The sequence below is a fragment of the Pseudonocardia sp. TRM90224 genome, from assembly GCF_021245725.1.
Taxonomy (GTDB): Bacteria; Actinomycetota; Actinomycetes; order Mycobacteriales; family Pseudonocardiaceae; genus Pseudonocardia.
The window spans coordinates 40,967-63,744 of sequence record NZ_JAJGSX010000022.1; the positions used below are offsets into that span (position 1 = coordinate 40,967).

The 22,778-nt window shown below is 70.9% G+C and carries 26 protein-coding genes; 17 read left to right on the plus strand and 9 right to left on the minus strand.

The features are described 5' to 3' along the window. Window positions 1–2: 2 nt before the first annotated feature. Entirely contained in the window at window positions 3–422 is a 420-nt protein-coding gene (locus LL648_RS26660) for a hypothetical protein (protein WP_232665479.1), read from the plus strand. Window positions 423–432: 10 nt separating this feature from the next. On the opposite strand, the gene LL648_RS26665 is transcribed toward LL648_RS26660, so the two are convergent. The 3 genes from LL648_RS26665 to LL648_RS26675 all read right to left on the minus strand — a co-directional run bounded on the left by LL648_RS26665 (window position 433) and on the right by LL648_RS26675 (window position 4,255). Further along, window positions 433–1,269 carry an alpha/beta fold hydrolase gene (locus LL648_RS26665; RefSeq protein ID WP_232665480.1) on the minus strand — a complete coding sequence of 279 codons (837 nt, stop codon included), beginning with the start codon at window positions 1,267–1,269 and terminating at the stop codon, window positions 433–435. A 204-nt stretch (window positions 1,270–1,473) separates the two neighbouring features. Next, window positions 1,474–2,247, minus strand: coding sequence for a hypothetical protein (locus LL648_RS26670; RefSeq protein WP_232665481.1), 774 nt, complete (start codon window positions 2,245–2,247; stop codon window positions 1,474–1,476). An 85-nt stretch (window positions 2,248–2,332) separates the two neighbouring features. Beyond that, a complete protein-coding gene (locus LL648_RS26675) occupies window positions 2,333–4,255 on the minus strand; it encodes a serine/threonine-protein kinase (protein ID WP_232665482.1) in 1,923 nt (640 codons plus the stop codon). A 102-nt stretch (window positions 4,256–4,357) separates the two neighbouring features. Between LL648_RS26675 and LL648_RS26680 the strand changes: the two genes are divergently transcribed. Next, complete coding sequence (locus LL648_RS26680) at window positions 4,358–4,639, plus strand: TetR/AcrR family transcriptional regulator (protein ID WP_232665483.1); 282 nt, start codon at window positions 4,358–4,360, stop codon at window positions 4,637–4,639. Continuing rightward, window positions 4,636–5,049, plus strand: coding sequence for a phytanoyl-CoA dioxygenase family protein (locus LL648_RS26685; protein ID WP_232665484.1), 414 nt, complete (start codon window positions 4,636–4,638; stop codon window positions 5,047–5,049). The genes LL648_RS26680 and LL648_RS26685 overlap by 4 nt, the downstream gene beginning before the upstream one ends. A 7-nt stretch (window positions 5,050–5,056) precedes the next feature. On the opposite strand, the gene LL648_RS26690 is transcribed toward LL648_RS26685, so the two are convergent. Both LL648_RS26690 and LL648_RS26695 read right to left on the minus strand, forming a co-directional pair. After that, window positions 5,057–5,791: a class I SAM-dependent methyltransferase gene (locus LL648_RS26690; protein ID WP_232665485.1), complete on the minus strand. Its 735-nt coding sequence runs from the start codon at window positions 5,789–5,791 to the stop codon at window positions 5,057–5,059. A 311-nt stretch (window positions 5,792–6,102) separates the two neighbouring features. After that, window positions 6,103–6,840 (minus strand): hypothetical protein, encoded by a 738-nt coding sequence (locus tag LL648_RS26695; RefSeq protein ID WP_232665486.1) that lies wholly within the window; start codon window positions 6,838–6,840, stop codon window positions 6,103–6,105. 263 nt (window positions 6,841–7,103) lie between these two features. On the opposite strand from LL648_RS26695, the gene LL648_RS26700 reads away from it, so the two are divergent. Both LL648_RS26700 and LL648_RS26705 read left to right on the plus strand, forming a co-directional pair. Continuing rightward, a complete protein-coding gene (locus tag LL648_RS26700; protein WP_232665487.1) occupies window positions 7,104–8,324 on the plus strand; it encodes a DUF1565 domain-containing protein in 1,221 nt (406 codons plus the stop codon). A gap of 32 nt (window positions 8,325–8,356) precedes the next feature. Further along, entirely contained in the window at window positions 8,357–8,662 is a 306-nt protein-coding gene (locus LL648_RS26705; protein ID WP_232665488.1) for an antibiotic biosynthesis monooxygenase family protein, read from the plus strand. Window positions 8,663–8,726: 64 nt separating this feature from the next. Here the strand turns inward: LL648_RS26705 and LL648_RS26710 are convergent, their stop codons facing one another. Further along, window positions 8,727–9,596, minus strand: coding sequence for an NmrA family NAD(P)-binding protein (locus LL648_RS26710; RefSeq protein ID WP_232665489.1), 870 nt, complete (start codon window positions 9,594–9,596; stop codon window positions 8,727–8,729). A gap of 147 nt (window positions 9,597–9,743) precedes the next feature. Between LL648_RS26710 and LL648_RS26715 the strand changes: the two genes are divergently transcribed. Further along, the gene (locus tag LL648_RS26715) at window positions 9,744–9,923 is read left to right on the plus strand and encodes a DUF4236 domain-containing protein (protein ID WP_232665490.1); all 180 of its coding nucleotides are present in this window, start codon (window positions 9,744–9,746) and stop codon (window positions 9,921–9,923) included. An 18-nt stretch (window positions 9,924–9,941) separates the two neighbouring features. Here LL648_RS26715 and LL648_RS26720 read toward each other — a convergent pair whose 3' ends face one another. Further along, the gene (locus LL648_RS26720) at window positions 9,942–10,652 is read right to left on the minus strand and encodes a GntR family transcriptional regulator (protein ID WP_232665491.1); all 711 of its coding nucleotides are present in this window, start codon (window positions 10,650–10,652) and stop codon (window positions 9,942–9,944) included. An 84-nt stretch (window positions 10,653–10,736) separates the two neighbouring features. Between LL648_RS26720 and manD the strand changes: the two genes are divergently transcribed. From manD to LL648_RS26735, 3 genes are read left to right on the plus strand one after another with little or no spacing between them, the layout of a single operon-like run. Beyond that, window positions 10,737–11,951: a D-mannonate dehydratase ManD gene (gene manD, locus LL648_RS26725; RefSeq protein WP_232665492.1), complete on the plus strand. Its 1,215-nt coding sequence runs from the start codon at window positions 10,737–10,739 to the stop codon at window positions 11,949–11,951. Between the two features lie 11 nt (window positions 11,952–11,962). Further along, window positions 11,963–13,276: an MFS transporter gene (locus LL648_RS26730; RefSeq protein WP_232665493.1), complete on the plus strand. Its 1,314-nt coding sequence runs from the start codon at window positions 11,963–11,965 to the stop codon at window positions 13,274–13,276. Next, on the plus strand, window positions 13,273–14,322 hold the full coding sequence (locus LL648_RS26735) for an L-idonate 5-dehydrogenase (protein WP_232665494.1): 1,050 nt from the start codon (window positions 13,273–13,275) through the stop codon (window positions 14,320–14,322). The genes LL648_RS26730 and LL648_RS26735 overlap by 4 nt, the downstream gene beginning before the upstream one ends. On the opposite strand, the gene LL648_RS26740 is transcribed toward LL648_RS26735, so the two are convergent. Further along, the gene (locus LL648_RS26740) at window positions 14,270–15,088 is read right to left on the minus strand and encodes a CPBP family glutamic-type intramembrane protease (RefSeq protein WP_232665495.1); all 819 of its coding nucleotides are present in this window, start codon (window positions 15,086–15,088) and stop codon (window positions 14,270–14,272) included. The genes LL648_RS26735 and LL648_RS26740 overlap by 53 nt on opposite strands. Before the next feature lie 99 nt (window positions 15,089–15,187). Between LL648_RS26740 and LL648_RS26745 the strand changes: the two genes are divergently transcribed. The 5 genes from LL648_RS26745 (at window position 15,188) to LL648_RS26765 (ending at window position 19,788) form a co-directional block, all read left to right on the plus strand. Then, window positions 15,188–15,841 (plus strand): response regulator transcription factor, encoded by a 654-nt coding sequence (locus LL648_RS26745; protein WP_232665496.1) that lies wholly within the window; start codon window positions 15,188–15,190, stop codon window positions 15,839–15,841. Between the two features lie 2 nt (window positions 15,842–15,843). Then, window positions 15,844–17,013 carry a sensor histidine kinase gene (locus LL648_RS26750; RefSeq protein WP_232665497.1) on the plus strand — a complete coding sequence of 390 codons (1,170 nt, stop codon included), beginning with the start codon at window positions 15,844–15,846 and terminating at the stop codon, window positions 17,011–17,013. Window positions 17,014–17,288: 275 nt separating this feature from the next. Then, window positions 17,289–18,233 carry a LysR family transcriptional regulator gene (locus LL648_RS26755; protein WP_232665498.1) on the plus strand — a complete coding sequence of 315 codons (945 nt, stop codon included), beginning with the start codon at window positions 17,289–17,291 and terminating at the stop codon, window positions 18,231–18,233. Window positions 18,234–18,359: 126 nt separating this feature from the next. Then, window positions 18,360–19,313 carry a MarR family winged helix-turn-helix transcriptional regulator gene (locus tag LL648_RS26760; protein ID WP_232665499.1) on the plus strand — a complete coding sequence of 318 codons (954 nt, stop codon included), beginning with the start codon at window positions 18,360–18,362 and terminating at the stop codon, window positions 19,311–19,313. 97 nt (window positions 19,314–19,410) lie between these two features. Next, window positions 19,411–19,788: a hypothetical protein gene (locus tag LL648_RS26765; protein WP_232665500.1), complete on the plus strand. Its 378-nt coding sequence runs from the start codon at window positions 19,411–19,413 to the stop codon at window positions 19,786–19,788. A gap of 44 nt (window positions 19,789–19,832) precedes the next feature. Here the strand turns inward: LL648_RS26765 and LL648_RS26770 are convergent, their stop codons facing one another. After that, a complete protein-coding gene (locus LL648_RS26770) occupies window positions 19,833–20,441 on the minus strand; it encodes a TetR/AcrR family transcriptional regulator (protein WP_308190405.1) in 609 nt (202 codons plus the stop codon). A gap of 108 nt (window positions 20,442–20,549) precedes the next feature. Between LL648_RS26770 and LL648_RS26780 the strand changes: the two genes are divergently transcribed. From LL648_RS26780 to LL648_RS26790, 3 genes are read left to right on the plus strand one after another with little or no spacing between them, the layout of a single operon-like run. Then, on the plus strand, window positions 20,550–21,347 hold the full coding sequence (locus tag LL648_RS26780) for a class II aldolase/adducin family protein (RefSeq protein ID WP_232665501.1): 798 nt from the start codon (window positions 20,550–20,552) through the stop codon (window positions 21,345–21,347). A 23-nt stretch (window positions 21,348–21,370) separates the two neighbouring features. Further along, a complete protein-coding gene (locus LL648_RS26785; protein WP_232665502.1) occupies window positions 21,371–21,928 on the plus strand; it encodes an HD domain-containing protein in 558 nt (185 codons plus the stop codon). Then, window positions 21,925–22,773: a bile acid:sodium symporter family protein gene (locus LL648_RS26790; RefSeq protein ID WP_232665503.1), complete on the plus strand. Its 849-nt coding sequence runs from the start codon at window positions 21,925–21,927 to the stop codon at window positions 22,771–22,773. The genes LL648_RS26785 and LL648_RS26790 overlap by 4 nt, the downstream gene beginning before the upstream one ends. The last annotated feature ends 5 nt before the right edge of the window (window positions 22,774–22,778 follow it).

Below are 22,778 nucleotides of genomic sequence, written 5' to 3' on the forward strand. Positions count from 1 at the left end.
TCATGAGAACGATCTTCGACATCGCCCTGTGGCTGGCCGCAGTCGGGCACTTCACGCTGCTGACCGTCAGCGTCAACGTCCCCCGCCAGCTGAAGTGGCGCACCGAGCTGGCCGTCCTGTCGCCGATGAACCGCAAGTTGCTGTGGATCTACGGCGGGTACGTCGTGTTCACGTACCTGGCCTTCGCCGTGCTGACGCTGGTCCTGCACGACGAGCTGCTGAACGGCGACAAGGCGGCTCTTGCGCTGGCGATCTTCATCGGCCTGTACTGGCTCGTCCGGCTGGCGATCGACCCGTGGATGGGCAAGTCCGCGTGGCCGAAGGGGCGGTTCTTCACCATCGCCTACATCGCGCTCGACCTGCTCTTCGCCTACTTCGCCTGCACCTACCTGGGCCTGGCGATCTGGCACGCCGTCACCTGACGTGGAACCTTCAGGACGACAGGAAGTCGACGAGCGCGCCGGTGAGCTCGCTCGGCCGGTCCTCGTGCAGGAGGTGGCCGGCGTCGGCGAACACCCTGAGGTCGGCTCCCGGGATTCGGGCTGCGAGGTCGCGCCCCCGGTCCACGGGGACCCACCCGTCGTCCTCGCCCCAGCAGACGAGAACGGGTACGTCGATCGTCGCGTAGCGGGCCTGCATCGAGTCGGTGTAGCGCTGGTCGTCGAGCCGTGCGGCGAGCTGGCGGTAGAACGCCGCCTGGCCGTCGCCGCCGAGCCACGGCTCCATGAGCGCGTCGAGGGTGGCCGGATGCAGGCCGGGGCTGCTGGCGGAGTTCACGTACTCCCGCAGCACCGCGTGGTGCACCGGCGCCGGCAGGCGCGCGAAGACGTCGGCGTGCTCGCCGACCAACTGCGAGAACGGGCTTCCCCACGGCGGCAGGGCGACGGCGTCGACCAGCGCGAGCTTCCGGTACGCCGCGCCGTGCAGCAGGTGCGCACCGAGCGCGACGGCGCCGCCGGAGTCGTGGGCGAGCACGGTCGGCTCGGCCAGGCCCCACTCGTCCAGCAGCTCGACGAAGACGCTGCTCTGCATCGCCAGCGAGACGTCCTGCCCCTCGGCCTTCTCCGACGACCCGTACCCGGGCATGTCCCAGACGTGGACGCGGTGGTGTCGGGCGAGCGTCCGGGCGATGCCGCGCCAGACGTACGACGAGAACGGCGTCCCGTGCAGGAGCACGACGGGATCGGCGGCCGGGTCGCCGATGCACTCCCATCGGACGACACCCGCCTTGCTGCGGTAGGTGTTCGGCAACTGCCAGCGGCCCGTCACCCGGCCATGATCGCTGGTTCAGGCGGCGAGCGCATGACTGCGCAGGCTTGGCTCTGCGAGGTAGCGCTGACGGTGCCAAAAGTATCGACTCACCGTGCTGAAAGTGTCGACTCACCGTGCTGAAAGTGTCGACTCACCGCTCTGGAACGTGGGACTCGCCCGCCGGAACGTGGGACTCGCCCGCTGGGGCGTGGGACTCGCGCCCTATACGGCCACGAGGGCTGACGGCAGCACGATCGTGCCGAGGGCCACGACGACTAGCAGGGCGATCGCGGCGAGGAGGCGCACCGGCGATACCGACGCTCGGCGGCGGCGTGCGCCGACCAGGTGTGCGACGAGCGCGATCACGCCGAGCGTGCTGAAGATGATGCCGACCACCATCAGCGACGTGACGAACCCGATCTCCGAGATCAGCGCCAGCGATATCGGGGCGCCGAGGAACCCGGTGACGATCGCCGGGGCGACCCACCAGCCGCGCAGCGCCACGTACGGCCGTGCGGCATCCTCCCGTCGCTTGGCCGCGGCCCGTTCCGTCGGTGTCGGCGGGATCTGCGCGGGCGGGCGCCATCGCGTGCCGCGGTGCGCCGTCCACCACGCGACGACGGTTCGGTGCTGGTCGGCCGGGTCGCCGCTGGGCGGCAGCGGCAGCCACTCGCCGTCGACCAGCAGGAAGACCTGGTGCGCGCCGTGCACCGTGCCGACCTCGCGCCACGGCACCGTCCGCGAGCCCACCGCGCCGGTGATGCGCACGTGCTCGCGCTCCAGCGTCGTGGCCGAGCGCAGCGCCCAGAGGACCGCGAATGCGATCACCGCGAACACGACCACGGCGATCAGGACCGACACCCAGCCGGGCAGCTCCATGGCTCCGAGCCCGGCGAGGGTTCCCGTCACCAGCGACGCCGCCGAGATCAGGATCGCGGCTACCGTGCCCCCGCTCGCGTCGCGATAGCTGACCGGTTCGTGGAAGTCCGGACTCATGCAGCGCGTCTCCCCGGGAGGTCGAGAGGTCGACCTTAGGGGGTCCGTCACCCGTTCGTGATCACGAAACGGTGACGCTCGACCGTCACCGGTAGGCGGACGTGACCACCACGGTGACGGTCGAAGCGGAGGCTCCGCCGATGAGGTAGGTGAACATCCCGTTGGGGGAGACGCGGAGGTGGTCCCGTTCTTCTCCGTCGATGGTGAATTCCTCGACGGCGTGGCTCCGGGTCGCATCGACCATCGATACCGTCCGCCCGTTGAGCAGGACGCGGATGTTCCTGCCGTCCGTGGAGGCGTGCATGTCGTCGACGGCGGCCGGTCGCCCCGCCAGGTTCGGCAGCGGGGTGAGGCTGATGGGGCGCAGCTTCTGGGCGTTGGATCCGTAGATTTCGACGGTGCTGCCGCGAGCCAGGAAGGCCCTGTTCCCTTCGTCCATCGCGACGGTGGTGACGTCGAACGAGTCGATCTTGTAGGCGAGCGCCTCCGTGGCGGCATCGACCACGGTGAGTCCTTCCGGATTCCGGACGTAGACGTACCGGCCGCCGGGGCTGAACCGCGGGCTGCGCACGTCGAGGCCCGACCGGTCCGACATCGGGATCGGGTCGGGGTCGACGGTGTTCGTCCGGGTGTCGATCGCGGTGAGCGAATAGCGCCGGGTGAAGTCCTGCATCAGGACGAACGCCTTCGGATCGTGCGGGGCCACCGCGATCCCGACCGCGACCTGCGGCGTGCTGATCCTCGCCTTCTCCTGCAACGAGGAAGTGTCGATGACCGCGACGGCGCCCGCTGTCGTCACGTACGCCTCCGGGCGGTCGGGGGAGAGCGCGATGCTCGTTGCGTGCGGCAACGGGATCGAACGCAGGATCTGTGACGTCGCGGTGTCGACAACACCGATCCCGGCATTCGTGGCGACGAAGGCTTGGTTGCCGTCACCGGAGAACGCGACGTCGTTCACGGTGTCGCTGAACTGTATTTTTGTCGAACTGACGACTTTCGGCTGCTGAGCCAGGTAGATGCTGAACGCGATGATCACGACGACGGCGGTGGCGGCCGCGATCCAGCGGACGGGATGCCACTTCCGCCGGACGGGCGGGCGCAGGTCGACCGTGGCCCGAGCTGCCGGATCGGCTACGGGCAGCGGGGGCGCGGGCGCGGGCTCCACGACGATCGGGCCGTGTGCCGGCGTAGTCCCGAGCGCCAGGCGGGCTGCCTCGGCCAGCGCGGCCGCGGAGGGCGTGCGCTGCTCCGGGTCCTTCGCCAGCGCGTGCGCGATGACGTCGTCCATCGCGGGCGGGATCCCTGGGAGGACCAAGCTCGGCCTGGGCGGCGGCGCCTGCTGGTGCGCGTTCATGACGGCGTAGATGTTGGTCGAGTCGAACGGCTGCCGGCCGGTGAGGGTCTCGTGCAGCACGCACCCGAGCGCGTAGATGTCGGTGCGGTGGTCGCCGTCGCCGGAGAAGCGTTCCGGCGCCATGTAGGCCGGGGTGCCGACGACGCTGCCCGATCGTGAGATCCGGGAGACGTCGCCGGCGTGCGAGATCCCGAAATCGATCAGGTAGACGTGGTCGTCCGCGTCGACGGTGTTGACGAGGATGTTGGACGGCTTGATGTCGCGGTGCACCGTGCCCGAGCGGTGCGCGACGGTCAGGGCTTTGGCGACTTGGCCGATGATGCCGAGCGCACGCTGCGGTGGGAGCGGCCCATGCTGTTCGAGCAGCTCGCCGAGGTCCGTCCCGGAGATCAGCGCCATGTCGATGAACAGGTGCCCGTCGATCTCGCCGTAGTCGTGGATCGGGACGATGTAGGGGGAGCTCAGCTTCGCGGAGAGCGCCGCTTCCCGGCGGAACCGGCGGGCGAAGTCGGGGTCGTCGCCCCACCAGGGGCTGAGCCGCTTCAGCGCGACGATGCGGTCCTTGCGGGTGTCGCGAGCCCGCCAGACCTCGCCCATACCGCCGCGACCGATGAGGGAGATCAGGCTGTACGGCCCGAAGATCTCCTCAGCCATGCACCACCCCCCTCACCCGCGGGCCACCATATAGGACCTCCGGGGGCGGTCAGGGCGGACAGGCTTGCCGTCGATGAGCTGGCGGCCACCGGCGACGTCGAGGTGGCTGCCGTAGCGGGCCGGGCCGGGGTTAGCGTCGGGCTGCCGTACCGCTACTTCGGCACGAGGAGCGGCCTGCTGACGGCGGTGCTCTCCGCCTTCTACGACCGGCTCGACGATGCGGTCATCACCAAGCAGTTCGCCGGCCGCACATGGCACGAGCGGGAACGTGCCAGGGTCAGGGCCTGGGTCGCGATCGCGCTGACCAGGTCGCCGCGGCCGCCGGGTACCCAGGTCGCCGACGAGGTGTGGGCGTTCGTCGCCGGAGCGGCGGCGACGGCATGAGCGGGCAACCGGAGGTGTGCCGCGCCACGGTCTGGGCGATCGACGAGTTCACCGAGGAGAACGGCGCCACCGTCGTCGTACCCGGCAGCCACCGCTGGCCGGACGGCCGGACCCCGACCGGAACCGATGCGCGCCACGCCGCCGTGATGCCGGCCGGCTCCTGCATCCTGTTCGTCGGCACGCTCTGGCACGGCGGCGGCGCCAACCGCAGCGCCGCGCCGCGGCTTGCCGCCACGGCGCAGTACTGCCAGCCGTGGCTGCGCACCCAGGAGGCGTTCACGCTCTCCACCAGCGCTGATGTCGTCCGGGAGGTCTCGGAGGAGATCCGCGGGATGCTCGGCTACAGCATCCACCCGCCGTTCGTGGGCATGGTCGACGGGGCGCACCCCGAGCGCGTCCTCGACCCTTGAGCCTCGTTCAGTCGGACGGCCCGCGCTGCGCCGGCACCGTCACCAGCCGCTCGGCGTCCGAGCGGTAGATGTCGACCTCGGTGCCGATGGCCGCCTGCTTCCACATCCCCATCCGGGCAAGGGCTGCCGCGACGCCGGCGGCGTCCTCGCGCAGCGGGATGTGGTCGACCACCAGGAAGCCACCCGGCCGCAACCCGGAGCAGAGCGCGGCAGCGGCGTCATCGACGTTGTGCACGTGTTCGAAGATCTCGAACGCGGTGATGGCGTCGTACTGCGCCACCGGCAGCTGCTCGGTGCACAGGTTGATGAACGTCGCGTCGATCCGACGCCGACCGAGTCGGAACCGGGCGAAGTCCAGCACCTCCGGCGTGATCTCGGCGAGCGTCGAACGCCATCCGGAGCGGACGAACAGCTCCGTCATGACGCCGACGCCGGAGCCGACGTCGAGGTGCCGGCGGCCTTCGCAATGCCGGTCGAGCCACGCGAGCGCGGCGACGATCGACGGTGGCTCGGCCGTCCGCGTCATCGTGTAGGCGTGCCAGAGCAGGGCGCTCGCGCGCAGCCGCCCCGGCCCGTCGTCGTGGCTCCCGATCGGGTAGTAGGTGGCGAGGTCGTCGATCACGGAGTCGCGCGGGGTCAGCCCGTCGTGCGCGATGCAGTCGGCGTAGAGGGCGTGCAGGCTCGAAACGGAGGCGTGCCGCGACCGGGTGATGCGGTGCGTGAGCGTCTGGACGATGGACATCGGCGCGGTCCCCTCGAGGTCGGTGAGCGGGGTGGCTCACCCCGGCTTTCCTCTTACGTTCACCACGTTAAGAGCGGGGTGGTGAGGGGATGGGACGCGAATGGTTAGCGGACGACCAAACCTTTCTGTGCAGTTCATAAGAAGATTTTGGTCAGCCTCCCAGCATTCGACCGGCCCGTTCGCCGGCGGCGAGCGCGTCCCCGTTCCCGCGGGCGTGGGACTCGACGGCGACCTCCACGAACTTGATCGCGTGCTCGTCGCCGCTCGCGACGGCGCGGTCGACAACCGTGTGTATGTCCTCTGCGCCGACGTCAACCGCGTCCGCGGTCGGCGCTTGCGCCTCGTGCGCGGGTCGGTAGGCCGCGATGATCGTTGCGCTCACCGCCCAGGCCATGTCGTACGTTGCGGCCCACATCGTCTCGGGCAGCGTCGGCAGCACGAGCGCGGCGGCGCGCGGCGCGGGTCGCGGCATGCACGAGCAGCACGGGACTGCCGTGCGCCCAGCGCCGGTAGCGGGCGACGGCCAGGTCCACCAGCTCGTCGAGCGCCCCGGGCACCGACGCGGCGGACCCGGCAGGTCGGGCGGAGCTGATCACCTGCGACCACGCCGGGATCTCGGCCAGGCGCGCGAGCCGGGTGCGGGTGCCCCCTTCCGCCTCGATGACGGGGAGTCGCTCCATGGCCTCGTCGACGCCCACCGTCCCCGACGGCGCCGGGTCGCCGTGCAGCGGCTGCCAGCGCGCCGCCCAGTAGCCGAGCGCCTGCCCGAGCTCGTCGAGCCGCTGCGGTGTGACGTGCTCGCGCAACGCCCGCACGGCGTGCCCGGTGCGGATCAGCCCGTGCGTCGACGACGCGATCGCGCCGGGGAGCAGCCGGGGCCACCACTGCGCGAGCAGGTCCTCCCACGGCCGGTCGTGCACCCGGCTGCCGAAGAACTGCAGCCAGTCGCCGAGCCGCGACGGGTCGCCCAGCGGCTCCCGCCAGCCGCGGTCGTCGATCGCCCACCGCGGGCTGGGCTCGCCCTCCAGGCGCTTCGTGTAGGCGCCCACCCAGTCCTCGACGACGTCTGCGCGGCCGAGCCGGATGAGCGTCGGCGGCCATCGGGCCGTGGTTGGTCAGCCACCCGTCGAACTCCGGCCCGGTGCAGCTGAACCGCTCGTACGCCTCGTCACGCAGCTCGTCAGATCCCATGTCGACGATCCTCGGAGCTGAAGTCGGCTAGAGGTCAAGAGCCTCGGGATCGACGGGCGCCGCAGGCCGCGTTCGGGCCGACGGCATACTTCCGGGTCACGGCGATGGAAGGATTCGCACGTTGCTCACATGGACGGCACGTCGGCGGTCTGCCGCACGGGGAACGGTCATCGGGCTGGCCATCGGGCTGCTCGTCGCGGGTTGTGGCGGTGCGCCGACGGCAACCGCGCCGCCCGCGGCGGCGCCGCCGACGCGGCAGCTGTACGTCAGCCCCACCGGCTCGGACAACAACGACGGGTCGGAAGGCTCCCCGTTCAAGACGATCCAGGCCGGGCTCGACGCGGCCCAGCCCGGCACCGTGGTCAACCTCGCGCCCGGCGTCTACAGCGAGCGCGTTGAGACGCAGCGCGACGGCACTGCGGCGGCGCCGATCGTGATCAAGGGGCCGGAGACGGGCAAGGAGAAGAGCGGGCGCTACAAGGCGACGCTGCACTTCACCGGCCGGATCTTCAGCATCAACCACAGCCACTACACGCTGGAAGGCTTCACCATCGACGGTGAGGAACAGCTGACCGGCACCACGTTCCCCACCGACTTCCGGCAGGCCGACGCCTTCAAGGACAAGGTCAAGGCGAAGGTCGAGGACAGCAAGCTGATCTACATCGGCGCCGCCGACGAGTCGCGCGACATCACCGGCGTCACGGTCAAGGACATGTTCCTGAGCAGCGCCGGCACCGAGTGCGTCCGGCTGCGGAACAACGCGCAGGGCAACTCGATCATCGACTCGGTGATCCAGTACTGCGGGCTGTTCGGCAAGAAGAAGGGCGACGGCGTCGCCCGCGCGCTCTACCACAACGGAGAGGGCGTCTACATCGGAACGAGCCCGAAGTCGTCCGACCAGCCCATGGCCGCCGACGACGGCAGCTCGCGCAACACCGTCGCCCGCAACACCATCCGGACGTTCGGCTCGGAGTGCTTCAACGTCAAGGAGAACGCGCACGACAACGTGTTCGAGGACAACATCTGCTCCGACAACGCCGAGTCCAGCGAGTTCCAGGGCAGCAACATCGAGCTGCGCGGACACTCCAACATCATCCGGAACAACCAGATCACCAACAGCGCGGGCGTCAGCCTGAAGATCAAGAGCGACGACGAGAAGTACGACAAGGGCGGCAACGTCGTCCAGGGCAACCGGATCTCGGGCGCACCGACCGCGTTGCTGTTCGACTCGAAGGCGCCGCCCGGGGCGATGTGCGGGAACGTCGTGGAGACGCAGTCGGTCGTGTCCGCCGAGGACACCGACGACGACGCGGCGCCGCCGAACATCGCCGCACCCTGCTGACCGGCTGGTCCGAACCGAAGAGGGGGAAGCACGTGGTTGCACGGATCTGGAACGCGAAGGCCACCGAGGAGGGCGCCCGGCGTTATCACGAGCACTTCGTCGGGGCCGTGCAACCCGCGCTGGAGGGGACGAGCGGGTTCCGCGGCGCCATGCTGCTCGAACGCGCCGGGGACGAAGGCGTCGACATCCAGGTCGTCACGCTCTGGGAGTCGCTCGACGCGATCCGCAACTTCGCGGGCGCCGACATCGACACCGCAGTGGTGGAACAGGCCGCACAGGAAGCGCTGCTGACCTTCGACAAGAAAGTCACGCACCACACGGTGACAGCCCAGGTATGACCGTCGACAACGACGTTCTGGCTGTTGTGAGCGCTAACAAACGGCCAGAACGTCGTTGTCGACGTCAGAGAGTGGGGCGCAGTTCCGCGTAGCACCACTCGGCGAGGGTGGTCGGTGTTGTGGTTGCCGCCGTGCGGGATTGCTCCGGGGTGAAGCCGTCGCGCAGGCCCGTGGACATGCCCATGATCGCGTTCACCTGGCCTTCGCTCATCCCGCCGCCGGCGAGCGTCTCGCGCATCCGCTCGTCGGGGATGCGCTCGGCGCGCACGGGCCGGCCGGTCACTTCGGAGACGATCGCCGCCGCCTGCGCCCACGTCAGGTCGGCCGGCCCGTGCACGCCCTGCACGGCCCGGCCCGACCACGCCGGGTTGAGCAGCCGGCCGACGGCGACCTCGGCGATGTCTCGCGGCGCCACCCACGCCATCGGCTGGTCGACCGGGAGCACCACCCTGATCACGCCGTCGCGGATCGTGTCGAGCTCGAACAGCAGGTTGCTGAAGAAGAAGCCGCAGCGCAGGTGGGTCACGTCGGCGCCGGTCGCGTCGAGCAGCTCCTCGGTGCGCGCGAGGCCGTCGATCTCGCCCGCGCCGCCGCGCTTCTCCGCGCCGACGCTGCTCTGGAAGACGACACGGCCGATCCCGTTCGCCTTGACGGCGCTCGTCGCGTGCGCCCCGACACGTGCGTAGTCGGCGCCGGGGTCGTCGCCGAACATCGGCGGCGCCACCCAGTACAGGGCGTCGACACCGACCGTGGCCGCGACGACCGCGTCCTCGTCGCGGAGGTCGACGGCAACGGTGTCGACGTGCTCCTTCAGCGTGGGGTCGAGCCGGCCGGGGTCGCGCAGCAGCGCCATCGGCCGCACGCCCGCGCGGACCAGCCCGGCGATGACGTGCCGGCCGACGTTGCCGGTGGGGGTGGTGACCGCGATGCGCATCCGTGCTCCTCGTCCGTACGTCCGATGGGATACCCCCGAACGTAGGCGGCAACGCGGTCAGATCCTGGCCACATCTTCCTGCAGCGGATGAGCGGGCACGAACCGGGCATCCAAGACGTTGGCGGGACGACCAGGAGGGGAGACAGCGTGCGCTACAGGATGCGCAAGTCGTTCAAGCTCGGCCCGATCAGGATCCGGTTCACCGAACGTGGCTACCAGGGCTGGGGCCTGAAGATCGGACGCTGGTCGTGGGACGCCCGCTCCGGCGTCCACAGCGTCGACACACCCGGCCTCGGCGGCTTCCGCTCGCGGGGCCGCCGCCGCTGATCATGTCCGTCGGCGGGCTCACTCCCAGACGACGACATTGCGCCGGACGGGGGTGGGGCCGCCGTCCTGCGCGAACAGCTCGGGTGCTCGCGCCCTGATGCGTTCCACGTCCTCGAAGACCGCCCGCAGGTGCGTCCGCATGGTGTCGCGCGCGCGGGACAGATCCCCGTCGAGCACCGCCTGGAGGATCTCCACGTGCTGCTCGACGAAGGGCGTCACGGCGCTCTCGATCAGCCCGAGCCGCCGGGCGCGGTCGAGGTGCGCCTTTGCGGAGACGACCGTCGACCACGCGCTGGCGTGGCCGCTCAGTCGCAGCAGGCCGTGGTGGAACGCCTCGTCGAGCTCGAAGAACTCCTCGATCGCGATCCCCGGCCGGTGCTGCTCCTCGACGTTCGCCCGCAGCTCGGCAATGACGTCCTCGTCGAGCGCGCCGGGCAGGTCGTCGAGCGCGGCCAGCTCGACCGCCTCCCGGAGGAACTGCGCGTCGGCGACCCGTTGCGGGTCGACGCGTGAGACGAACGACCCCACCTGTGGGAAGACCTGCACCAGGCCTTCCTCGGCGAGCAGGATCAGGCTCTCGCGCACCGGCGTGCGGCTCACCCCGAGGCTCGTGGCCAGCTCGTTCTCCGAGAGTGCCGCGCCCGGCGGCAGCTCCAGCGTGAGCACCTTGCGTCGCAGCAGCTCGTAGACCACACGGCGGTTGCTGCGCCGCGCATCCGTTCCTGCCATGGCGAGAACGGTAGCCGGACCTTGACCCCACTGCGCGACCGATGCTTGTATACCAGCACTGCCATACCAGTGGAGGGTGGATCGGTGAGCACGATCGAACGTGCCGAGGTGTTCGTCGCGTCGCCGGGTCGGACGTTCGTGACCTTGCGGATCACGACGTCCGACGGGGTCACGGGGCTCGGTGACGCGACGCTGAACGGCCGCGAGTTGGCGGTCGCCGCCTACCTGCGCGACCACGTCGTGCCGCTCCTGATCGGCAAGGATCCGGCGCGGATCGAGGACATGTGGCAGTACCTCTACCGCGGGGCGTACTGGCGGCGCGGCCCGGTCACGATGACCGCGATCGCCGCCGTCGACGTCGCGCTGTGGGACATCAAGGGAAAGGTCGCGGGGCTGCCGGTCTACCAGCTGCTCGGCGGGCGGTCGCGCGACGGCGTGATGGTCTACGGCCACGCCAGCGGCGCCGACGTGCCCGAGCTGCTCGACGACGTCGCCCGCTTCCGCGACCTCGGCTACCAGGCGGTGCGCGCGCAGGCCGCGGTGCCGGGCGTCGGTACGTACGGCGTGCGTAAAGGGACCCGCAGCTCGTACGAGCCGGCGTCGACGGCACTGCCCGAGGAGCAGCCCTGGTCGACGCCGGCCTACCTCGACTTCGCGCCGACCTACCTCGCGGCTGTGCGGGAGCACCTCGGCTTCGGCTTCCACCTCCTGCACGACGTGCACCACCGGCTCACACCGCTGGAAGCCGCCCAGTTCGGCAAGCGGGTGGAGGAGTGCCGGCTGTTCTGGATGGAGGACCCGACACCCGCGGAGAACCAGGAGTCGTTCCGGCTGATCCGCCAGCACACGACCACGCCGATCGCCGTCGGCGAGGTGCTGACCTCGATCTGGGACGTCCAGACGCTCATCACCGAGCAGCTGATCGACTACGTGCGCACGACCGTCGTGCACGCCGGCGGGATCACGCACCTGCGCCGGATCTTCGACCTCGCGGCGCTCTACCAGGTGCGCACCGGCTCGCACGGCGCGACCGACCTCTCCCCGGTGACGCTGGCCGCGGCCGTGCACGTCGACCTCACCGTGCCCAACTTCGGCGTGCAGGAGTACATGGAGCACGCGGCGGAGACGATGGAGGTCTTCCGCAGCACGGTCCGTTTCGACGCCGGCGCGCTCGACGTCGCCGACGACGTGCCCGGCCTCGGCGTCGAGTACGACGAGAAGGCCGCTGCGGCCTTCCCCTACGAACCCAAGTACCTCCCGGTGGCGCGCCGCCTCGACGGCTCCGTCCACGACTGGTGAAGGAGCGAGCGATGGCGCCGAAGGCGGCGACGAGGACGACGAGCGACCTCAGCAAGGCGGCGGTCTCGGGCTGGCTCGGGACGGCCATGGAGTTCATGGACTTCCAGCTCTACTCGCTCGCTGCCGCGATCGTGTTCAACAAGCTGTTCTTCCCCGAGGTGAGCCTGGCGATCGGGCTCATCGCGGCGATGGCGACGTACGGCGTCGGGTACGTCGCGCGGCTCGTCGGCGCGATCTACTTCGGGCGGATGGGCGACCGGATCGGGCGCAAGAAGGTCCTCTTCATCACGATCGCGCTGATGGGCGCCTCCACGACGCTCATCGGAGCGCTGCCCACCTACGAGGTCATCGGGATCGGCGCGCCGATCCTGCTCGTCGTGCTGCGCCTGATCCAGGGCTTCGGCGCCGGTGCGGAGATCGCAGGCGCAACGGTCATGCTGGCCGAGTACGCGCCGGCCAGGCGCCGCGGCGTGATCGCCTCGCTCGTCTCGCTGGGCACGAACTCCGGGACGCTCGCGGCGTCGGCGCTGTGGGCGCTGCTGCTCGGGGTGCTGACCGAGGAGCAGCTGCTCAGCTGGGGTTGGCGGCTGCCGTTCCTGCTCAGCTTCGTGCTGATGATCTTCGCGGTGTGGCTGCGGGCGAACCTCAAGGAGAGCCCGGTGTTCGAGGAGCGTCCCGCGGTCGGGACGGGGGAGAGCGTGCTCGTGGCCGGGCTCAAGCAGCGCAAGGGCAAGGCGTTCTTCCTCGCGCTCGGGCTGCGGTTCGGGCAGGCCGGCAACTCGGGGCTCGTGCAGACTTTCCTCGTCGGATACCTCGGCACGACGCTGCTCGTCGACAAGGCGGTGCCCACGGCCGCGATCGTGTACGGCTCGCTGATCGGGTTCGCCACCATCCCGCTGGTCGGGTTCCTCGGCGACCGGTTCGGTCGCCGCCCGATCTACATCGCGCTCTCCGCGCTGACGATCGTGCTCGCCTTTCCGGCGATGCTGATGATCACCAGCGGCGACGCGCTGGTGATCACGGTGGCGATGATCGTCGCCCTGAACGTGGGTGTGCTCGGCCTGTTCGCGCTGGAGAGCGTCACGATGGCGGAGCTGTTCGGCTCGCGGACGCGGTTCACGCAGCTTGCGCTCGCCAAGGAGATCGGCGGCATCCTCGCCACCGCGATCGGGCCGGTCGCCGCGGCGACGCTCACCGCCGCCACCGGACACTGGTGGCCGATCGCCGCGATGCTCGTCGCGTACTCGCTGATCACGCTGGTGTCGGCGGTGCTCGCACCCGAGACCCGCGGCCGCGACCTCGTCCGACTGGAGGACGCCGTATGAGGGCCGTTGTCGTGCACGGCACGGGTGACCTGCGGATCGACGAGCTGCCCGACCCCGTGGCGGGCGAGGGCGAGGTGCTCGTCGCGATGGAGTGGGGCGGGATCTGCGGCTCCGACATCTCCTATTGGCGCCACGGCGCGTCCGGGACGGCTGTGCTGCGGCACCCGCTGGTGCTGGGGCACGAGGTGGCCGGGCGGGTGGTCGGGATGGGCGGCGGCGTGGCCGGCGTCGAGGTGGGGCAGCCGGTCACGGTGCACCCGGCGGAGCTGGTCGGCGACGCCGACCTTCCCGCGGACCGCGCCAACCTGCACCCGAAGGTCCGCTACTACGGCTCGGCCGCGTTCGATCCGCACACACAAGGTGGGTTCAGCGAGCTCAAGACCGTTCCCGTCGGCCAGCTGCGATCGTTGCCCGACGGGGTCGACACCCGCAGCGGCGCGCTGGCCGAGCCGCTCGCCGTGGCGATGCACGCAGTGCGCCGGGGCGGCGACCCGACCGGCCGGACGGTGCTGGTCAACGGGGCCGGACCGATCGGGTGCCTGGTGGTCGCGGCGGCGAAACGGGCCGGCGCGGCGCGGGTGATCGCGGCCGACGTCGCCGGGAGCGCCCTGGCCACCGCCCGCGCCCTCGGCGCCGATGAGGTCCGCAACATCGGGAACGGTGACCCCTTGCCCGAGGACGTCGAGCTGGTCTTCGAGGCGTCCGGAGCGCCGGCGGCGCTCGGCGCCGTCCTGCACGCCACCGCGCGCGGCGGCACGATCGTGCAGGTCGGGAACCTGCCGGGGACACCGGCGCCGACCGTGCTCGGCGACCTCGTGACCCGCGAGATCACCTGGCGCGGCTCGTACCGGTTCGCCGAGGAGATCACCGACGCGCTGCTGGCGATGCGCGACGGGTTCGACGTCACCCCGGTCGTCACCCACACCTTCGACCTCGACCAGGCGGCGGAGGCGATGGCAACCGCGGCGGACCGGTCGACGGGCAGCAGCAAGGTCATGGTGCGACTGGGCGGCGGGAACCGAGCTGCAGGCGCGTCGCCGCGATGACGACCAGCGCCGCCCCGACCAGCGCGGCGGTGCAGGTGATCGCGTCGCCGTTCGCCCCGAGCGCGGGGAAGAGCAGCAGGAACGTGCCCGCCGTGTTGACCGAGCAATGCAGCAGCACCGCGAGCAGGAGGCTGCCACCGGTGTTGTTGTAGACCCAGGTGAACACGACCGCCAGCGCCGTCGTCCCTACGACGAAGAGCCCGAACGACACCGCGACGTCCAGCGGGCCGCCGGTCGCCCCGTTGTAGCCGGCGACCAGCACGTACACCGGCAGGTGCCAGAGGCCCTGCAGCGCGCCGAGCACGAACGTTCCCGGCAGCGGACCGAAACGCTCCTGCAGACGCGGCAGCGCGAAACCGCGCCATCCCGGCTCCTCGCCCAGCGGGCCGCCGGTGACCAGCACGAGCAGGTAGACCGACAGCGAACCGGCGACCTGGCCGGCCGTCAGGACCTGGAACGATCCCAACGCCTCGGGCTGCTGGACGAGCGCCGCGATGACGAACACCGCGGGCAGACCCAGCACTGCGACGACGCACCAGACCGGGCGCACGCGCCACTGCGCGAGCCCGCGCAGCAGGTCGAGGACGCCGCGCCGACCGGCCGCAGCGGCCGTCACCACAACCGCGGCGATCGTGGGACCGAACGAGCCGAGGGCTCCGGCGGCGCCCAGGAACGGGAGTCCGAGCAGGCCCAGCGCGACGACGTGCCACGTCCAGGTCAGCCCGAAGGTGAGCACGAGGTACGTCCCCAACGGATGTCTGATCACATGTCCGATCATGTGGGGGACTGAACCGCTCGGGTGGTGACAGCAGCGGAACAGGCGACGTCACCGCCCTGTAACCGGCTGTGCGGCATGCTCGGGGCGGTGCGGATCCTGCTGGTCGAAGATCACCGCGAGCTCGCCGCGACCGTGGCGGCCGGTCTGCGCCGCGAAGGCATGGCCGTCGACGTCGTGGGGGACGGTGCGGCGGCGCTGGAGCGCACCTCCGTGCACCGCTACGAGGTGGTCGTGCTCGACCGGGACCTGCCCGGCGTGCACGGCGACGAGGTGTGCCGCGCACTCGTCGCCGACGGCAACCCGGCCAGGGTGCTGATGCTGACCGCGTCGGCGACGATCGAGGACCGGGTCGACGGGTTGAGCCGTGGCGCCGACGACTACCTGCCCAAGCCGTTCGCGTTCGCCGAGCTGGTGGCCAGGATCCGAGCGCTGGCCAGGCGGTCGCAGCCGGCGCTGCCACCCGTCCTGACCAGCGGTGACCTTCGACTGGACCCGGCCACGCGGGTGGCGACCCGCAACGGGCTGCGCCTCGACCTGAGCCCCAAGGAGTTCGCCGTGCTGGAGCTGCTGCTCTCCGCGCAGGGCCGGATCGTCTCCGCCGAAGAGCTGCTGGAGCGCGTCTGGGACGAGGCGGCCGACCCGTTCACCACGACGGTCAAGGTGACGATCAGCCGGCTGCGGCGCAGGCTCGGTGAGCCGCCCGTCGTCCAGACGATCCCGCAGGCCGGGTACCGGATCTAGAGATGGGATCGCAACGGCGATTGACCATCCGGGCGCGGCTCACGCTCCTGTACGGCGCGCTGTTCGTCGCGACCGGAGTCCTGCTGCTCGCCGTCACCTACCTGCTCGCCGCGCATGTGCTGCCCGTGTTCGGGGTCGCTCCGCCGGCGCCGCCGCCGGTCCCGTTCGGCGGCCCGACGGTGCCGGTTGTGCCCTCACCGGCGCTTCCCGCCGAGCTCACGGCTCTCGACGGGCAGCGGGCGGAGGACCTGCGGTTGCTGCTCGTCGCCTCGGGCATCGCGTTGCTGCTGATGACGGTCGTCGCGGTTGGATCGGGCTGGCTGATGGCAGGGCGGATGCTGCGGCCGGTGCGCACCATGACGGCCACGGCACGCACGATGTCGGCCCGCGACCTGCACCAACGCCTAGAGCTGGGCGGGCCGCGCGACGAGCTCACCGATCTCGCCGATACGTTCGACGGCCTGCTCGCCAGGTTGGAGGCGTCGTTCCGGTCGCAGCGGCAGTTCGTCGCCAACGCCTCGCACGAGCTGCGCACCCCGCTGACGCTGGAGCGGACCCTCATCGAGGTGGCGCTGGCCGACCCTGATGCCACCGCCGGCGAGCTGCGGGCGACGTGCGAGCGGCTGCTCGCCAACAACCAGCACCAGGAACGGCTGATCGAGGCGATGCTCGTGCTCGCCCGCGGGCAGCAGGGCCCGTGGAGCCGGCGCGAGCTCGACCTCGCCGACGTCGCCGGGCCGCTGCTCGACGCCGCGCGTCCGACCGCGAGAGCCGGCGGCATCCAGGTGGATGCCGTGCTCGACCCGGCGATCACCAGCGGCGACCCGGCGCTGCTCGACCGGCTGGTGGCCAACCTGATCGACAACGCGTTGGTGCACAACGTGCCGGGCGGGCGCTGCAACGTCTGGACGGGGACGCGCGACGGAAGGCCGGCGCTGCGGGTCGTCAACACCGGCGCCGCGATCGACCGTGCCGACATCGACGCCCTCTACCAGCCGTTCCGGCGGCTCGACGCCACCCGCACCGCCGGCCGGGACGGCCTCGGGCTGGGCCTGTCGATCGTCGCGGCCATCGCGATCTCGCACGACGCCGAGATCACCACCGACCCCGGCCCCGCCGGCGGGCTCGACGTGTTGATCACATTCCCTGCCGGCCCGGCCGACCCGACGTAGAAGTTCCCCACCGTTTTGCCAACCTGCACGCCCAAAATGCCGTGTAGGTAGGCAAAACGGTGGGGACGTTCTACGCGGTGTCGGCTGGCCGTGCTCTACCGTCCGTAGGACTTCCCCATCGTTTTGGGTGGATGCGCGCTCCCACGGCGCGCAAGTGCACAAAACGGTGGGGAAGTTCGGGGTGCCGGGGGTTCGGCCATTGTCGAATCCTCTTGCCGGGCGGTGTTGCTGCGCTGATCCTTGGCCGGCCGGGCGGCCGGCGGGATCGGGGGACAGTGGAGCTGCGCGAGATCGAGACCTTCCTCGTGCTGGCGGAGGAGCTGCACTTCGGGCGGTCGGCGACACGGTTGCGCCTGAGCCAGGGCCGGGTGAGCCAGACGATCCAGGCGCTGGAGCGGGAGATCGGCGGCACGCTGTTCGACCGGTCGAGCCGGCACGTGCGGCTCACCCGGCTCGGCGAGCAGTTCCGCAAGGGCGCGCAACGCATCGTCGACGAGGTGGGCGCGACGCTGCGCGCCTGCCAGGCGCTCACCCGCGACGCCGGTTGGCGCATCCACGTCGGCTACTCGACGTCGGTCGGGCTCAAGCTCGTCGCCGAGCTCACCGCGGCCTTCGAAGCGGCGTACCCCGAGAGTGTCGTCGTCTTCAACTCGGTCGGGATCCGGGTCGGCAACTCGGTGGAGTCGCTGATCCTGGACCAGAGCCTCGACATCGCGCTGATGTGGTGCCCGGGCGGCGACGGACGCACGCTGCGCGGCCCGCACCTCGCGATCGGGCCGACGCTGGCGGTCGACCGGCGCGCGGTGCTCGTCCCGTCCGGCCACCCGTTGAGCGCCCGCGCCGAGATCGAGCTGGACGACCTCGTCGGGTTCCCGCTGATCGAACCGGGCGCGCGGGCGGTGCCGGCGCTGCGCGAGCTCTGGGCTCCGCACGTGACGTCGACCGGCCGCCGGCTCGGGTACACCGACGACGACATGGTGACGATGGTCGGCCGCCCCGACATCCTCGTCACGGACCTCTACCCGCTGGTGCTGGCCGGTCGGGGCCTGCACTTCACCGTGACGTCCGTCCTGGAACGGGTGCCGTGCCCGGGGATCGTCGCGGTGCCGATCGTCGACATGCCGCCCGCTGTGCTGGTGCCGATCTGGCGCTCGCCGACCGACAACGAGGGCATCCGCGCGTTCGTGGAGGTTGCGACCTCGGTGAGCCCGATGGATTAGCCCGGGTGATCGAAGGATGAACGATCGGTGCTTGTCGAGCGCTGCCGGCGGCCGCAAGCTCGTCGAGGGCTGATCGGTTGCCCGGAGCGGGAGTGGCATGCGGTGGTTGCGCCAAGCGCCGGCAGGGTGACTGCCGCCGACAGCAGGGTCCGGATCGACCCGCGCGCGGCGGTGCGAGTGGTGTTCGACCCGTACGGCTCTGTGCTCGCGCTGGCCTGCGCCGCTGTACGTGACCGGCAGCGTGGGCTCGACACCGGGCCGGCGCGGATCGCGGCCCGGATGTCCGAGCGGGGGTTCCGGGCGATCGCGCCGCTCGTCGCGCCCGGAGCGTCGCTCGGTCCCGACTGCCTGAGCCCGGTGGCGTTGGGCACCGACACCGATGTGGCCGCCGAGGTGGACCGGCTGCGCGGCATGACGGCGGCGGACGTCGCGCACGACATCGAGAGCACGTTCGGCGGTGCCCCGCCGGATCGTTGGCAGCGTCTCGCGTCGAGATCGTGGGTGCGCGACGTCGGGGACGTCCTCGAGAGCCTGTGGACCTCGGTCGAACCGGTGTGGCGGCGGGAGAGCAACCTCAGGGCGCGGGAGGCCGACCGGATCGGGGTGGCCGCGGCCCGCCAGTCGCTGGAGCTGGTGCTGGCCCAGGCGCACCCGCGGGGCCGGGCGGAGGACAGCGCGCTCGTCTTCCCCGATCCCGAGGCCGTCGAGCTCGACGCGACGGGCCGGACGGTCGTGCTGTCGCCGCTGCTCAGCAAGCTGGACGTCTCGCTGAGCAACCTCGAACGCCCGGACATCGTCTGGTTCGCCTACCCGGTGCTCGACGACCGCCCGGAGCGCAGCGACGCCGCGGCGCTCGCCGCGTTGCTGACGCAGGTGCGCGCCGACCTCCTGCGGTTCGTCGCGCGCGACCGGACGATGACGGACGTGCGCGCCGGCCTGTCGTTGGGCGCGAGTGTCGCGACCTACCACGTCGACGCGCTGGTGGCGTACGGGCTGGTCAGCCGCTATCGCGCCGGCCGGAGCACGCTCGTGCGGCGGACCCCGCGCGGCGCGGCGCTGATCGACCTCTACGGCGGCTGACGCCTGTTCACTTGATCCGTGTGCAGTCCAGGACGTACAGTCATCGAATCGAATCGATTCGATCGAATCGATTCGATTTCGACGAGCGGGAGATGTCGTGGCTGCGGGGGCCTGGTACGGACTGATCTTGTACGCGTTCACCGCGGCCATGCCGCTGGTGCTGCCGCTGCTGTTCGTGCGGCTGCTCCCCGCGGTCGGTGTAGCGATCTGCGACGCTCTGCGCCGGGAGCCGTGCGCGCGGAACGGGCTCGGACCGGTGGTGGCCGAACTCCGGTCGCTGCACCGCAGGGCGGTCCACCGGCCGCAGCTGAACCCCGGCGGCTTCTACGCGAGCTACGACTGCGCGCTGCTGAACGCCTGCCGGCTGGTCGGGGTCGACACGCCGCTGGCGGCCGCGAACGCGGCCGAGCGGCCGTTCGCCCGCCTTCAGGCGGAGGCTGCGCTGGAGGCGGCCGGGATCAGGCTGAACCCCTGAACCTGCGCCGGCGGTCGTGGGGGTGCGCTGCGCGCGAGGGTCAGCTAGCGCCGTGGCGCGGCGAGCGCCCGCAGCACCGTGGGCAGGAACTGCTGTTCGAGCCGGCCGGGTGGGAGGGCGTCGGGTTCCAGGTGGCTCTGCGCCCTGGCGCCCTCCACGACGGCGACGACGAGGCGGGCGAGGTCTTCGAGGTCGACGGCGGGGGTCGCCCCTGCGCGCGTGTAGAGCTCGCCGAGCAGCTCGGCCAATGACGTGCGCAGCCGGGCGTCGCGCTCGTTGAGTGCCGCCGCCGCTCGCGGGTTGCGCACGGCGTAGAGCGTGAACTCGGTGGTGATCAGGAACCAGGTGCGGTCGTCGTCGGGCGGCGTCGCGGCGGCTGCGACCGCTGCGGCGAACACGTCGGTGTCGCCCTCGGGTAGCTCGACAGCCCGCAGTCGGTCCAGGACGCGCTCGGAGTTGGCGTCGAACAGGACGAGCAGCAGCTCGTCCTTGCTTCCGAAGTTGGAGTAGAAGGCGCCGCGGGTGTAGCCCGCGTGCTGGCAGATGTCCTCGATGGACGTGCCGTGGAACCCGCGCTCGGCGAAGACCTCCGTCGCCGCCTCGAGCAGTCGCGCCCTGGTCTGCGGGCGCCGCTTGGTCATGCCCTTCGGCACCGAGCCACCTCCGGTAGTTCCTTGACGCCCCTGCCGGTCGTGACTATACAGGGCTGTATCGGATACGTATCTGTATCCGATACATGCTTGAATCCACTGGAGGTGGTCATGACCGCGCCTGTCATCGGGCCCGTCGACACGACGTTCGCGCTGCCACGGGAAGGTCTGCCGGTCGACGAGGAGCGCGCGCTGCGCAAGCGGGAGCTGGCCGCGGCGTTCCGGCTGTTCGGCCGGTTCGGCTTCAGCGAGGGAGTGGCCGGGCACATCACGGCCCGCGACCCCGAGCGGCCCGACACGTTCTGGGTCAACCCGTTCGGCATGAGCTTCTCCCGGATCACCGTCGGCGACCTCGTCCAGGTAGACCACGAGGGCAACGTGCTGAGCGGCGACGCGCTGGTCAACCGGGCCGCCTTCGTGATCCATTCGCAGGTGCACGCCGCGCGTCCGGACGTCGTCGCCGCGGCGCACGCGCACTCGCTGCACGGCAAGGCGTTCGCGAGCCTCGGCGTCCCGCTCGACCCGATCACGCAGGACGCGTGCGCGTTCTTCGAAGACCACACCGTCCACGCCGACTTCGGCGGGGTCGCCGACGAGATCGAGGAAGGCCGACGGATCGCCGCCGCACTCGGCGGGGCGAAGGCCTGCGTGCTGCGCAACCACGGCCTGCTCACCGTCGGGCGTTCGGTCGCGGAGGCCGCATGGTGGTTCATCACGATGGAGCGCTCGTGCCAGGCGCAGCTGCTGGCGATGGCGGCGGGCGCACCCACGCACATCGACCGGGCGACCGCGCTGTCCGTCCGCGAGCAGATCGGCACGCCGTTGGCGGGGTGGGTCCAGTTCCGCCCGCTCTGGGAGCAGATCACGGCGTCCGACCCCGACCTCTTCGACGAGACGGGTGCGCCGTGACCGGACGAGCGACGTTCCACGCGATGACCGACTCGACGGCGGCGGACTACGAGATCATCGTCGCCGAGTCGATGCGGTTCATGGGCGGCCTGCCGGAGCGGGTGCTCGCCCACCTGCGCCTGCTCGGCAACGACCACGGCGGGTTCGCGGTCGATCGGCTCACCCACTGCCTGCAGACCGCGACCCGTGCCGAGCGGGCCGGCAAGGACGACGAGTACGTCCTCTGTGCGCTGCTGCACGACATCGGCGACACCCTCGGCCCGTTCAACCACGCCGACATCGCATCCGCGCTGCTCAAGCCGTTCGTCGGCGAGCGGAACCACTGGATGGTCAGCAACCACGACGTCTTCCAGGGCTACTACTTCTTCCACCACCTCGGCCTCGATCCCGACATGCGGGAGCGGTTCCGCGGGCACGAGCACTTCGACCACACCGCCGAGTTCTGCCACGAGTTCGACCAGCCCGCGTTCGACCCCGGCTACGACACGTTGCCGTTGGAGCACTTCGCGCCGCTGGTCAGTGAGCTCATGGCGATGCCGCGGCGCAGCATCTACCTGCCGTCCGTCGAGGCGCCGGGGTGACTTCGGAACTCGTCACAGCAAGCCTGCTCGCATCGCTCGCCGTCGTGATGTTCGGGCTCGGCACGACGTTGCAGCCGCGGGACTTCCGGCGGGTCCTCGCCGAGCCGAAGGCCGCGGTCGTCGCGCTGACGGTGCAGCTGTTCCTGCTGCCGGTGCTCTGCTTCGTCCTCGTCACCGCATTCGGGCTGGCGCCGACACTGGCCGTCGGGATGATGGTCCTGGTGGCGGCGCCGGGCGGCACGGTCGCGAACCTGTTCAGCCATCTCGCCGGCGGCGACGTCGCCTTGAACGTCACGCTCACCGCGATCAACTCGCTGCTCTCGCTGGTGCTGCTGCCGGTGGTCGTCAACCTCTCGATAGCCCACTTCCTGGGCGCCGGGGCCGACATCGGCCTGCAGTCGGTCAAGGTGCTGCAGGTCGTGGCGCTCGTGCTGGCGCCCGTGCTCGCCGGGATGTGGGTGCGCCACCGGTACCAGCACTTCACCGGCCGGATCCGGCGCGCGCTGAACATCGTCTCCGCCGCCACGCTGGTGCTCGTCATCGCCGCGGCGTTGATCAGCAACGTGCAGGTCGTGCTGGACAACTTCGCCGCCGTCGGGCTGGTCGCGTTGGTGCTCAGCGCGGCGAGCCTCGCCGTCGGGTACGGGATCCCGCGGTTGCTGCGCGTCGGGCGAAAGCAGGCGATCGCGTCGTCGTTCGAGATCGGGCTGCACAACGCGACGCTGGCGATCGCCGTCGCGGCAGGTGTCCTGCAGAGTCAGGAGATCGCGATCGCGCCCGCCATCTACGGGATCGTCATGTACGCACCGGCGGCGATGTGCTGCTACCTGTTCGCGCGCCGATAGCAGCG

Bases quoted from the DNA above. Each gene is read 5' to 3' on its own strand.
- LL648_RS26780 (WP_232665501.1), top strand. From the start codon at position 20,550: ATGACCGCGCCTGTCATCGGGCCCGTCGACACGACGTTCGCGCTGCCA.
- LL648_RS26660 (WP_232665479.1), top strand. From the start codon at position 3: ATGAGAACGATCTTCGACATCGCCCTGTGGCTGGCCGCAGTCGGGCAC.
- LL648_RS26730 (WP_232665493.1), top strand. From the start codon at position 11,963: ATGGCGCCGAAGGCGGCGACGAGGACGACGAGCGACCTCAGCAAGGCG.
- LL648_RS26685 (WP_232665484.1), top strand. From the start codon at position 4,636: ATGAGCGGGCAACCGGAGGTGTGCCGCGCCACGGTCTGGGCGATCGAC.
- LL648_RS26735 (WP_232665494.1), top strand. From the start codon at position 13,273: ATGAGGGCCGTTGTCGTGCACGGCACGGGTGACCTGCGGATCGACGAG.
- LL648_RS26690 (WP_232665485.1), bottom strand. From the start codon at position 5,791: ATGTCCATCGTCCAGACGCTCACGCACCGCATCACCCGGTCGCGGCAC.
- LL648_RS26675 (WP_232665482.1), bottom strand. From the start codon at position 4,255: ATGGCTGAGGAGATCTTCGGGCCGTACAGCCTGATCTCCCTCATCGGT.
- LL648_RS26710 (WP_232665489.1), bottom strand. From the start codon at position 9,596: ATGCGCATCGCGGTCACCACCCCCACCGGCAACGTCGGCCGGCACGTC.
- LL648_RS26720 (WP_232665491.1), bottom strand. From the start codon at position 10,652: ATGGCAGGAACGGATGCGCGGCGCAGCAACCGCCGTGTGGTCTACGAG.
- LL648_RS26670 (WP_232665481.1), bottom strand. From the start codon at position 2,247: ATGAGTCCGGACTTCCACGAACCGGTCAGCTATCGCGACGCGAGCGGG.
- LL648_RS26750 (WP_232665497.1), top strand. From the start codon at position 15,844: ATGGGATCGCAACGGCGATTGACCATCCGGGCGCGGCTCACGCTCCTG.
- LL648_RS26785 (WP_232665502.1), top strand. From the start codon at position 21,371: ATGACCGACTCGACGGCGGCGGACTACGAGATCATCGTCGCCGAGTCG.